Source organism: Streptomyces sp. NPDC008139 (assembly GCF_042957025.1).
GTDB lineage: Bacteria > Actinomycetota > Actinomycetes > Streptomycetales > Streptomycetaceae > Actinacidiphila.
In genome coordinates this window covers 538,803-550,855 of record NZ_JBIBHM010000001.1, presented here as the reverse complement: position 1 = coordinate 550,855, position 12,053 = coordinate 538,803, and the positions used below count along the sequence as shown (strand labels likewise).

The following is a 12,053-nucleotide window of genomic DNA, read 5'->3' as shown; positions in this document are numbered from 1 at the left end:
ATCAGTCCTCCGCCGACAGGAAGCCGTTGCGGCGGCGCAGCAGCAGCGCCGTGAACGCCATCGAGAGCACGAACAGCACGAGGGCGATGACGCACGCCGAGCCGTAGTCGAAGCGCTGGAAGCCGCGTTCGTAGACCAGTTGCGGCAGGGTGAGGGTCGACTTGTCGGGGTAGCCGGGCTCCACCTGCTGGCCGGAGTTGCCGATCACCCCGCTCGCGACCTTCCCCGCGACCAGCGGCTGTGTGTAGTACTGCATGGTCTGGATGACGCCGGTGACCACCGCGAACATCACGATCGGCGAGATGTTCGGCAGCGTCACGAACCGGAAGCGGTGCCAGGGGCCCGCGCCGTCCAACTCAGCCGCCTCGTACTGCTCCTTGGGCACGTCGAGCAGCGCGGCCATGAAGATCACCATCAGGTCGCCTATGCCCCACACGGCCAGCATGGTCAGCGCGGGCTTGGACCAGTGCGGATCGGTGAACCAGCCCGGGGTGGGCAGACCGAAGTCGCCCAGCAGGTGGTTGACCGGTCCCGTACCGGGGTTGAGCAGGAAGACGAACGCCATCGTCGCGGCGACCGGCGGGGCCAGATACGGCAGGTAGAACGCCGTACGGAAGAAGCCCGCGCCCGTCTTGATCTTCGTGATGAGCAGGCCGATGCCGAGTCCGAACAGCACCCGCAGCGTGACCATCACGACGACCAGCCACAGCGTGTTGCGCAGCGCGGGCCAGAAGAACGGGTAGTCCGAGAAGACGTACGACCAGTTCTTGCCGCCCACCCAGGTCGGCGCGTTGATGCCGTTGTACTTCATGAACGAGAAGTAGACGGTGGAGACCAGCGGGTACACGAAGAAGACGCTGAACCCGATGATCCAGGGGGACAGGAAGGCCAGGGTGCGCAGCGCCGACTTGCGGCGCTTGGCCTTCAGCAGGGGATGGAGGGCGGCGGTCATCACTTGGCCTGCGCGATGTCCTTGTCGACCTGCGCGTCGACACCCTGGAGACCCTGCTCAAGGTCCTTGGACTTGCCGGACTCGTAGGCGTAACCGAAGTCCTGGAGCGTGAGCTGGTACGCGCCGCCGTTGATGCTCGGCGGGGTGGTGGTGCTGTCCGGGTTCTGCGCGATGTCGATGAAGGTCTTGAAGCCGGGGTCGGCGTCGAGCTTCGGCGACTTCAGCGCGGCCAGCGTGGAGGGCACATTGTGGATCGCGTTGGCGAAGGAGACGACCGCGTCGGTGTCGGTGGTCATGAACTTCACCAGCTCCCAGGCCGCGTTCTTCTTCGTGCTGGTGTTGGCGATGCCGATGATCGTGCCGGACAGGTAGCCCTTGCCGTACGTGCTCGCCTGGTCGTCGGGGACCGGGAACGGCGCCACGCCGAGGTCGTTCATCCCGGAGTCCTTGGCCATGCCCAGCCGCCACTCGCCGTCCATGCCCATCGCGACCTGGCCGGTCAGCAGCGGGTTCTTCGCGCCGAATTCGTCACCGAAGGTGTTGCGGTACTTCTCCAGCTTGCCGAAGCCGCCCAGCGACTTCACCATGTCCTGCTGCCAGCCGAACATCGCCGCGAAACCGGGGTCCTTGGCCACCTGGGACTTGCCGCTCGCGTCGAAGTACTTCACGCCCCACTGCGCGGCCAGATGCGTGGTGGTGGACTCGTAGCCGTGGAAGTTCGGCATGAAGCCGAGTTGGCTGTACGAGTCGCCCTTGGACTTCGTCAGCTTGATCGCGTCGGCCTTGAACTCGCTCATGGTCTTGGGCGGCGCGCTGATCCCGGCGGCGGCGAACGCCTTCTTGTTGTAGTACAGCCCGTACGCGTCACCGAGCAGCGGCAGCGTGCAGCGGGTCCCGTTGAACTGGGTGTACTCCAGCATCGGCTTGGGGAAGGTGGCGGCCGGGTCGATCTTCGACTTCGTCAGGAACGGGCCCAGGTCGGCCATCGAGCCGGAGGAGCAGAACTGGCCGACGTTGTCGGTGGTGAAGGAGGAGACGACGTCGGGGGCCTTCGAACCGCCCGCGCGCAGCGCCTGGTTGATCTTGTCGTCGGTGATGTTGCCCTGCACCTTGACGTGGATGTTGGGGTGCGCCTTCTCGAACCGGGCGACGTTGTCGTTGATGGCCTTCAGCTCGTTGGGCGCGGTCCAGCCGTGCCAGAACGTGATGGAGACGTCCTTGCTGGCGTCGTCGTCGGCCGAGCCGGAACTCTGGCCGGTACATGCGCTCGCGAGCAGCGATATCGCGGCGGTGGCCGCTACGGCGGCGGCTGCCTTCGTCAGACGGGACACTGCGCTTCCTCCGGGGGATCTTCGGGCCTTGCGGGCCTTTCACGTACTGCTTTCAAGGACTGTTCGAGGGTGTGCCGAGGGGTGTGCCGAGGGTGTGCGGGACCACCGGAGCGGCGGGGTGTGCCGGTCCGCTGGATCTGCGGGGTACGCGGGTTCTGGGCTCTGGGGGGTTCTGGCTCTGGCTCTGGCTCTGGCTCTGGCGGTTCGGGGTGGCGGGGTCTGTTGTCGGGGCGGGGTCAGCGCGAGGTGTCGAACACCTCGTCGCGGGTGGTGGCGAGCGCGCTCTCCAGCGCCCCGCTCAGTACGGGGTGGTCCTGGACCGTGCCGAGCACCAGATGCGGCCGGGGTACGGCCAGTTCGGCGAGTTCGGCCTGGACCAGGGCGCGCAGCGGTTCGCCGCCCGCCACGGTCACATCGCCCGACAGCACGATCATCGCCGGGTCGAGCACGGCGACCAGCGAGGCCAGACCGATGGCGGTGCCGGTGGCGAACCGGGCGAGCAGTTCGCCGTACGGGCCGCTGTCGGCGCCGGTCTCCTCGCTCGCGGTGTGCCGCAGCGCGGCCTCGGCGAGCAGTTCGGCGGCGGCGTCCTGCTGGGTGCCGGCCGGGACGTCGATGCCGAGTTCCCTGGCCAGCCGCAACACGGCGTTGCAGCCCGCGAGTTCCTGGAAGCCGCCGTTGTTGGCCTTGGTGACGTTGCGGACCAGCGGGGTGCCGGGCACCGGCAGGAAACCGACCTCGCCCGCGCCGCCGGTCCAGCCGCGGTGCAGCCGGCCCCCGATGACGATGGCGGCGCCGATGCCCTCCTCGTTCCACAGCAGCACGAAGTCGTCGTGCTCGCGCGCGGCGCCGATCCGCTGTTCGGCGACGGCGGCGAGATTGACGTCGTTGTCGTACTCCAACGGCATCGGCAGCGCGGCGGCCAACTCGTCCAGCAGCGCGGGCGCGTGCCAGCCGGGCAGGTGGCTGGCGTAGCGCAGCCGTCCGGTGCTGGGGTCGAAGGCGCCGGGCGTGCCTATGACGATCCGGTGCAGGTCGGAGCGGTTCAGCCCGGCGGCCTTGGCCGCGCCGTCCACCGCCTGCACGACCTGCTCCACCGCGTTGCCCGCGGTGCGGCGGCGCGGGGTGAGCAGCTTGAAGGTGCCGACGGTACGGCCGGTGATGTCGGCGACCGCGGCCCTGATCCGCTCGGAGTTGACATCGAGCCCCGCCACGTACGCGGCGGCCGGATTGACCGAGTAGAGCTGCGCGTTGGGGCCGGGGCGGCCCGCCGTGGTGCCGGTGGCCTGGACCAGCCCCGCCGCCTCCAGGCGCGCCAGCAGTTGCGACGCGGTGGGCTTGGACAGTCCGGTCAGCTTGCCGATCCGGGTACGGGAGAGCGTGCCGTGCTCCAGCAGGAGGTCGAGTGCGGCGCGGTCGTTCATGGCGCGCAGTACGCGCGGCGTTCCAGGGGTGCCAGCCATGCGCGCCATCCTCCCTCAGTTCACTGTTAGGAAAGTTTCCTATTGGCAAAACGAAAGGTAGGCCCGCCATTGGCGGAGCGTCAAGGGGGGTCGACGGCAGGACGGCCAAGTCGTTATGAACGAAGCCCCCGGCACCATCAGGGTGCCAGGGGCTTCGGCAAAGCGACAGGTGCCGCGGGTCAGCGCTCGCCGGAGGCGGGCGGCGGCACAGGCGCCGCGGGGCGCGCGTCCTCGACGGCGGTCTGCCGCCGCATCTCGGCCACCTCCGACGCGCCCTCGGGCACCGTCGCCTCGGTGACCTCCACCGTCGGCGTACCGCCGGAGATCACGATGCCCGCCTCGTCGAACGCCCGCTTGATCCGCCAGCGCAGCTCACGGGCGACATCGGTGGCCCGCCCCGGCATCGTCTTGGCGTGCGTCTGGATCACCACGAAGTCCGTCCCGACCGACTCCAGGCCGAGGACCCGTACGGGCTCCCAGAGCATCTCGTCCCAGGGGTCCTCCTTGCCCATGTCCTCGCCGGTGGCCGCGATCACCTGGCGCGCCCGCTCCAGGTCCTCGCCCGCGCCGACCTGCACGTCCACCACGGCCGTCGCCCAGCCCTGGCTGAGGTTGCCGATCCGCTTGACCTCGCCGTTGCGCACGTACCAGATCTCGCCGTTGTCACCGCGCAGCTTGGTGACCCGCAGGCCCACCTCTATGACGGTGCCGCTGGCCACCCCCGCGTCGATCACGTCCCCGACGCCGTACTGGTCCTCCAGGATCATGAAGACGCCGGACAGGAAGTCCGTCACCAGATTGCGCGCCCCGAAGCCGATCGCGACCCCGGCGACCCCGGCGCTGGCCAGCAGCGGCGCCAGATTGATCTTGAGCACCGACAGCACGGTCAGCGCGGCCGTGCCCAGGATCAGGAAGGACGCCACACTGCGCAGCACCGAGCCGATCGCCTCGCTGCGCTGCTTGCGCCGCTCCGCGTTGACCAGCAGGCCGCCCAGCGCGGTGGAGGCCGCGGCCTCCGCGCCCCGGTTCATCCGGTCGATGAGTCTGCTGATCGTCCGCCGCACCACCGAGCGCAGCACGATCGCGATGGCGACGATCAACAGAATGCGCAGCCCCGCGCTCAGCCAGCTCGCCCAGTTCTCCTGTATCCAGCCGCTGGCCCGGTAGACCGACGAATCACGGTCTCCGGCGGCGAGCGGCAACAGGCGGGACGGTACGGCGGCGGCGGTGGACGTCGCGGTGGGCACTGCGGAACCTCCGGTGGGAAACAAGCCTCCACACTAACGGGACGACCGATGCCGTCTTGTTGCCGTGCGGGAGGAGGGGCAGGCCACGATCGTGGGGATGAACACAGGTGTGCTGCAAAACACCCTCGGTCCGTTACCCGGGCATGGTGGCGCCATGGGCCGCCTTCCGGAGAGACTTAGGCCAGATCGTCCCGGCGCGAGCCACGCGCCGCCGGCGTTAAAGGAGGCATCCGTGCCGCATGTCCTGGTCCTGAACGCGTCGTACGAGCCGCTCGGCGTCGTACCGCTCCGCCGTGCGCTTGTCCTCGTGCTCAACAACAAGGCCGTCTGCCTCGAGGAATCCGGCGCCTATCTGCACAGTGAGACACAGGCGCTGCCCGCGCCCAGTGTCGTGAAGCTCACCAAATTCGTGCGAGTCCCCTTTCGGGGCACCGTGCCGCTGACCCGTAGGGCGCTGTTCGCCCGCGACGGCGGCAAGTGCGCGTATTGCGGAGCCGCCGCCACCAGCGTCGACCACGTCATTCCGCGCAGCCGGGGCGGCCAGCACGCCTGGGAGAACGTGGTGGCCGCGTGCAGACGCTGCAATCACGTGAAGGCCGACCGCCATGTGGCGGAACTCGGCTGGCGGCTGCGCCATCAACCCGCCCCGCCGTCCGGGCTCGCCTGGCGGATCATCGGGACCGGACATAGGGACCCGCGCTGGTTGCCATACCTGCAACCGTTCGGCGCGGATGACGCCCTGGCCCGGATCGACGGCATATCAGCCTGAGATCCGGGCTTTCGTGCGTCTCGGGCGCTGTACGGCAACCGGGAGCACGTCCGGCGCGGCGCGGGCGGTCCGTGACGGGCCGGGGGTGACACGGAGTGACCGACATGGGTCACTCCGTGTCACTCCGTCACCGCGATCAGTCCGCCACCGCGTACGCCTCGACGCCGAACAGCGAGTAGCCGAATTTGGTCGCCCGGCGCTCGCCCTGCACCCGCACGTACCGGGTGCCGTCCTGCGCGTCGAGCCACACCGTCTCGGTCCCGCCGCCGCCGTCGGTCACCGTGGCCGCCGTGTGCCAGGTCACTCCATCGGCGGAGGTCCGCACCTGATATCCGGCCGCGTACGCGTCCTGCCAGTGCAGGACGACCCTGCCGACCCGCGCCGGGGCCGCCAGCTCCACCTGCACCCAGGCGTGGTCGTCCACCGGCGAGGACCAGCGGGTCTCCGGGTCGCCGTCGGCCACCGCGGACGCCGGGAAGTCCGGGGTCTCGTCACCCGAGGACGTTGCCGCGCCACCGCGCAGCAGATCGGGCCCCGCGGTCCGCACCCGCGCCCGTACGGTGATCCGCCGCTCCACGGTGCGGCCCGCCACGGTGATCCGCACCGGCAGGCTGTACGTGCCGGGCGCCGTCCCCGCGGGCACCGACACGCTCAGCGGCACCGCGGCCGCCGCGCCGCGCCGCACCGGGACCGACGCGGGCGCGGTCGCCGTCGCCCCGCCCTTCGGCGCGGCCACCGAGACCGCCGCCTTCTCGTCGCGCGGCAGCCCCGAGGCCACCGACGCCGTCACCGGGACGGCGGAGCCGCCGATCTCGGCGTCCACCTCCGGCTGGTCGAACGTGACGCGCGGCGCCCCGGCGAACCACGGCACCACCTCGTGCACCCCGGCCCCGTCCGACAGCCGCACCGCGTCGGCGACGACCCCCGCGGGCAGCTCCGTCCAGTCCCCGGTCAGGCTTCCGATCCGCTGCCAGCCGCCGCCTGGAGTGTGCACCTCCACGGCCGCGAGCGCCTTGGTCACCTGGCCGGTGGCCGTGCGGGTGGGCGGGCCCGTGTCCCGTACGGCGATCGGATGCGGGCCGAAGGGGGAACCCGCCATCGGCCCCGGCGCCGGATCGATCGCGGCGGCGGGGGCGCCCGACCCCGTACGCGTACCGGACGCGGCGATCGTCACGCTGTCCAGCAGCCGCGCGCCGCCGAAGTCCACCGTCAGCGGACCGGCGTCGGAATCCGCGGCGGTCGAGGTGGAGAGGTCGCCGTCCACCACGGCCGACGCGTCGTCGGGACCGCTGGCTGTCGGGGCCACCTCGCCGCTCACCGACACGGTGAACTCCCGCACCGTCACCGCCCCCGACTGCCCGTCGCTCGCGCGCAGCCGCACCTGGCGGGCGCGGGTGCCCGCGGGGAGCGTCGCCGAGATCACCGCCTGGTCGTGGTACTCGCCGACCCGGTGCCAGCCGGTGCCGTCGTCCGCGGACAGTTCGAGGACCGCGTCGTGCAGGAAGTCGTCGGAACCGCTGCCGTCGCCCATCGCGATCCGCACCGAGCCGACCTGCTTGGCCGTCCCGAGATCGACCCCGAAGGAGTCGTCGGGCTGCGGGGGAGCGTTGCTCGACCACGCCGTGGAATTCTTGCCGTCCACCATCGCCGACGGGTCGGTGCCGCGTCCCGAGGCGAGCGTGGCCGTCGCGGTCCTGCCGTCCGCGCGCAGCCCCGACCAGGCGTCGCCGTCGTCGACCGCCCGCGACAGGAAGCCGTCGAGCACGTCCTCGCCGACCTTCGCCGTGCCCTGCGTCAGCGCCGCCCGGCCGCGGTCCAGCGACTGCCGGGCCTTCCAGGCCGCCGCGCCGTCGCCCGCCGCCTGCGCCACCAGCATGTCGACCGCGTGCCCGCCCGCCGTCCCGTACGCCGACAGCCGGTCCAGCCACGGCCGCACCTCGGCGCCGAAGGTGCCGTCGGCGAGCCCGTGCAGGGCGTGCGGCGCGCCGCTCATCACGGTGAAGGCCGACCGCAGCCGGGCCGCCGCCGTCGTCAGCCGGGCGCGGTCGCCGGAGTCCAGCGCGGCCCAGAACTCCTTGGTCAGCGGGCGCAGATACGCCGACTCGTCGCCGCCGAGCGCCGACGACGCCTCGTTCCCCGCCAGCGCGCGCAGCGCCGCGCGGGCCGCCTGATCCGGCCCCGCCAGGTCGTCGATCGCCGCCTGCCAGGAGGCCGCCGGGTCGTAAGCGCGCGGATTCCAGGCGAAGTCCGCCGCCGTGAACAGCGGGATGCGGGACGCGGCGGGCTGCTGCATCGCGCTCGCCAGCACCCCCGCCGAGACCGTCGCCACCGCGGGCTGACGGCCGGTGTACGGGCCGAGGAAGAGCCTGCCCGGCGCGAAGTCGTTCACCGGGTAGTTGTCCACCGTCACCAGCGGATGCTTCAACGCGGCAGCCGCGTCCGCCACTTGGGTGCCGGTGATCCGCGCGGGCAGCACCCCGACACCGGTCCAGGCGACCGTCACGTCCGGGCTCAGCGCCTTCGCCAGCGCCGTGCGGTACGGGGTCGTGCCGTCCTGGTAGTACTCCGTGGGCAGCAGCGACAGATCGGCGCTGCCGTAGCGCCGCGCCAGATACGCGGCCACCACGTTGGCGACCTTCGCCTGGGCGCGCGCCGCAGCGTCGGGCCCCGAGCCGAACTCCCGCGCGTCCGCGCCGCAGTGCCACTCGCTGTAGCTCACGTCCTGGAACTGCAACTGGAACGCCCGCACGCCCAGCGCCCACATCGCGTCCAGCTTCCGCTCCAGGGCCCGCTGGTCGGACTTCGACGAGAAGCACATCGCCTGGCCCGGGGCCACCGCCCACGCCAGCGTCACATGGTCCCGGGTCGCCCGCTCCGCCAGCGCCCTGAAGTCCGCGCGCTGGCCCGCCGGGTAAGGATCGCGCCACTGCGCCTGCCGGTACGGGTCGTCGCCCGGCGCGTACAGATAGCGGTTCTGCTTGGTCCTGGCCAGGAAGTCGAGCTGCGACAGCCGCTGGTACTGCGTCCACGGCACGCCGTAGTACCCCTCGGTCACCCCGCGCACCGCCGCCGTCGGCCAGTCGCGTACGACCACGCCCGCGAAGCCGCGCTCGCCGCCGCTGTCGCTGGTGACGAGCTGACGCAGTGTCTGCGCCGCGTGGAACAGGCCGTCCTCGCCCGCTCCGGCCAGCGCCACGGTGCCGCCGTCCACCGCGAGCCGGTAGCCGCCGGACGCCAAGTCGTCCTGCTCGGGGGCCTTGAGCGCGGTCAGCCGGGGCTGCGCCGCGTCGCCCGCGTAGACGGTCAGCCCGGACCCCGGCGTGTCCGACCTGCGGATCTCCTGGGCGCCCGCGCCGCGCAGCGCGTCCTCGATCACATCGAGCGCGTACGGGTCGGCGTCCGTGCCCGCGACCAGCGTCACCGTCCTCGTCACGCGCGCGAACTGCCCCTGCGCGCGCAGACTCTGAGGGCGCGGCCACACCGCCGGGGGCCGCGGGGAGGCCGCGGTGTCCGTCCTGGTCCCGGCGGGCGGTGTGCTCGGCGGCGCGGGAGCGGCGGTCGCGGCGGGCGACTGGGCCAGCCAGCCGCCGATGAACGTGGCCGCGATGGCTGCGGCGGAACTCCTCCGGAGGGCCTGCACGGTTCCTCCTTGCGGAGTGCTGCACCGACGACGGACGCCGAGCCCATCACCCCTCGCGGTGCGGTGTCAATGTGGCTGGAGTTTCCTCCGCTTTCCCGCCGGATTCCGTCCGCCTCCCGGTCGCCTCGCCGCCGCCTTCCGTCGCCTTCCGCCGCCTTCCGCCGCGTGCAAGGGGCGGGAGGGCCACGGGCGGGACTTCCGGCGAGTCGCGGACGGGCCGCGGGCCGTCTTCCGGAACTCCCCCCGAACGAGAGGCGCGGCGCGCCTCCGGGTACAGCCCGCGGCGTCGGGGTAGGGGTCAGTGCGGCTCCCGGGACAAACCTGTGCGAGCGAGGACGCGTGACCGACCGATCAACCCATTGACTGACGAATGCGGAGGCCCGATGGACCGGGTGCGGCTTGCCGGGCTCTATGGCGTGGACGTGACGTACCGGCCGGCACCCGGGCGGGAGGTCCCGGTGCCGGAGGAGACGGTGGTCGCCGTCCTCGCGGCGCTCGGCGTGGACGCCTCGACGCCCAGCGCGGTCAAGTCCGCCCTCACGGCGTACGAGACGCGCCGGGCCAACCGGCTGCTCCCGCCGTGCACGGTGCTCAGATCGGGCCGCGGCACACTCGCGCAGGCGCTGCGCGCACTGCCCGAGGACACCCGGCTCACCGTCGAGACCGAGACGGGCGAGGCGCTGGACCCCGCCGTGACGCCCCCGCCGGGGCGGTACGCGCTGCGCGCGGCCACCGCCGACGGACGTACCTCCAGAGGCGACCTGATCGTGGCGCCCGAGCGGCTGGCGGGCCCGACGGGACGCGCCTTCGGCTTCATGGCGCAGCTCTACTCCACGCTCTCGCAGCGCTCCTGGGGCATGGGCGACCTCGGCGACCTCGCCGATCTCGCCGCCTGGTCGGGGCGGACACTGGGCGCCGGATTCGTCCAGATCAACCCGCTGCACGCGGCCGTCCCGGGCCCGCCCACCGACCCCTCCCCGTACCGGCCGTCCTCCCGCCGCTTCCCCGACCCGGTGTACTTGCGGATCGAGGAGGTGCCGGAGTACGCGTACCTGTCCGGCGAGGCCAGGGAGACGGCCGACGCGCTGTCCCGCAGGGCCGCCGCGCTGCGCGACACCGTGCTGCTCAAGGACGCGCTGATCGACCGGGACGCGGTCTGGGCGCTGAAGGCCGAGGCCCTGGAGCTGCTGCGCGGGGTGCCGCTGAGCCCCGGCCGCCGCGCCGCCTACGTCGACTTCCTCGCCGAGCAGGGCCAGGCCCTCGACGACCACGCCACCTGGTCCACCCTGGCCGAACTGCACGGCGCCGACTGGCACAAGTGGCCCGCGGGGCTGCGCGACCCGCGCTCGCCGCAGGTCGCGCGGGCCCGCAGCGAGCACATGGACCGGGTCGACTTCCACTGCTGGCTGAGCTGGCTGACCGACGCCCAACTCGGCGCCGCGCAGCGGTCCGCGCGGGACGCGGGCATGACCATCGGCGTCGTGCACGACCTCGCCGTGGGCGTGCACCCCGCCGGTTCCGACGCCTGGTCCATGCAGCACGTCCTGGCCACGGGCATGTCGGTGGGCGCGCCGCCCGACGCCTTCAACTCCCGCGGCCAGGACTGGGGTCTGCCGCCCTGGCGCCCGGACGCGCTGGCCGCGACCGGCTACGCGCCGTACCGCGACCTCATCGCGCGGATGCTGCGGCACGCGGGCGGCCTGCGGATCGACCACGTCATGGGGCTGTTCCGGCTCTGGTGGGTGCCGGAGGGCCGCCCGCCGACCGAGGGCGCCTACGTCCGCTACGACGCGGAGGCGATGCTCGGCCTGCTGGCCCTGGAGGCGCACCGCGCGGGCGCGGTGGTGATCGGCGAGGACCTGGGCACCGTCGAGCCCGGCGTACGCGAGGAGTTGGCGGGCCGCGGCATCCTCGGCACGTCGGTGATGTGGTTCGAACGCGATTACGAGGGGACCGGGCCCGAGGGCGGCGACGGCCGTCCGCTGCCGCCCGAGGCATGGCGCGAGTCGTGCCTGGCGACCGTCACCACCCACGACCTGCCGAGCACGGCGGCCCGGCTCACCGGCGAACACGTCGAGCTGCGGCACCGGCTCGGGCTGCTGACCCGCCCGCTCGCGGAGGAGGAGGCGGCCGACGCCGCCGAGGTCGCGGAGTGGCTGGCGCTGCTCGGCCGGCTCGGGCTGCTGCCGGAGGGCGCGGTCGACGAGGAGGCGGTGGTGAAGGCCGTTCACCGCTTCCTGGCGCGTACGCCCGCGAGCATGGTCGGCATCTGGCTGCCGGACACGGTCGGCGACCGCCGCCCGCAGAATCTGCCCGGCACCTGGGACCAGTACCCGAACTGGCGGCTGCCCGTCGCCGACGCCGACGGCACCCCGCTCACCCTGGACCGGATCGCCGTCTCGCCGCGGCTGTACGCGCTCGTGGACGACGTAAGGCAGGCGATGGCGGAGGCGGGGGGCAAGGCGGCCCCGGCGGCGGCCGGGAGCGCGGCGCCCGCCGGGGCCGGGACCGGGGCGGCCGTCGTGGCCGGGACCGGGGCGGCCGTCGTGGCCGGGAGCGGGCCGGCCGTCGTGGCCGGGGCCGGGGCGGCGGAACACCCGGAAGGCCCGGAACACCCGTAAGGACACCCCGGGCGCGCGGCCCGTGAGGGG

At 72.6% G+C, this 12,053-nt stretch carries 7 protein-coding genes; 2 read left to right on the top strand and 5 right to left on the bottom strand.

Annotated elements, in window-relative coordinates; all coding sequences use genetic code 11:
- Window position 1 precedes the first annotated feature (1 nt).
- The 4 genes from ACFZBB_RS02350 to ACFZBB_RS02335 form a co-directional block, all read right to left on the bottom strand.
- Window positions 2–952: a sugar ABC transporter permease gene (locus tag ACFZBB_RS02350; RefSeq protein ID WP_355337169.1), complete on the bottom strand. Its 951-nt coding sequence runs from the start codon at window positions 950–952 to the stop codon at window positions 2–4.
- On the bottom strand, window positions 952–2,283 hold the full coding sequence (locus ACFZBB_RS02345; RefSeq protein ID WP_391116938.1) for an extracellular solute-binding protein: 1,332 nt from the start codon (window positions 2,281–2,283) through the stop codon (window positions 952–954). Before ACFZBB_RS02345 ends, ACFZBB_RS02350 begins: the two co-directional genes overlap by 1 nt.
- Window positions 2,284–2,519: 236 nt before the next feature.
- Window positions 2,520–3,755, bottom strand: a complete 1,236-nt coding sequence (locus tag ACFZBB_RS02340) for an ROK family transcriptional regulator (RefSeq protein WP_355337173.1) — start codon at window positions 3,753–3,755, stop codon at window positions 2,520–2,522.
- Between the two features lie 170 nt (window positions 3,756–3,925).
- Window positions 3,926–4,993 carry a mechanosensitive ion channel domain-containing protein gene (locus ACFZBB_RS02335; protein ID WP_391116935.1) on the bottom strand — a complete coding sequence of 356 codons (1,068 nt, stop codon included), beginning with the start codon at window positions 4,991–4,993 and terminating at the stop codon, window positions 3,926–3,928.
- A gap of 232 nt (window positions 4,994–5,225) precedes the next feature.
- On the opposite strand from ACFZBB_RS02335, the gene ACFZBB_RS02330 reads away from it, so the two are divergent.
- Window positions 5,226–5,762 (top strand): HNH endonuclease, encoded by a 537-nt coding sequence (locus ACFZBB_RS02330; protein ID WP_075016193.1) that lies wholly within the window; start codon window positions 5,226–5,228, stop codon window positions 5,760–5,762.
- A gap of 136 nt (window positions 5,763–5,898) precedes the next feature.
- On the opposite strand, the gene ACFZBB_RS02325 is transcribed toward ACFZBB_RS02330, so the two are convergent.
- Window positions 5,899–9,402, bottom strand: a complete 3,504-nt coding sequence (locus tag ACFZBB_RS02325; protein WP_391116933.1) for a beta-N-acetylglucosaminidase domain-containing protein — start codon at window positions 9,400–9,402, stop codon at window positions 5,899–5,901.
- A 383-nt stretch (window positions 9,403–9,785) separates the two neighbouring features.
- On the opposite strand from ACFZBB_RS02325, the gene malQ reads away from it, so the two are divergent.
- Window positions 9,786–12,023, top strand: a complete 2,238-nt coding sequence (gene malQ / locus ACFZBB_RS02320; protein WP_391116931.1) for a 4-alpha-glucanotransferase — start codon at window positions 9,786–9,788, stop codon at window positions 12,021–12,023.
- The last annotated feature ends 30 nt before the right edge of the window (window positions 12,024–12,053 follow it).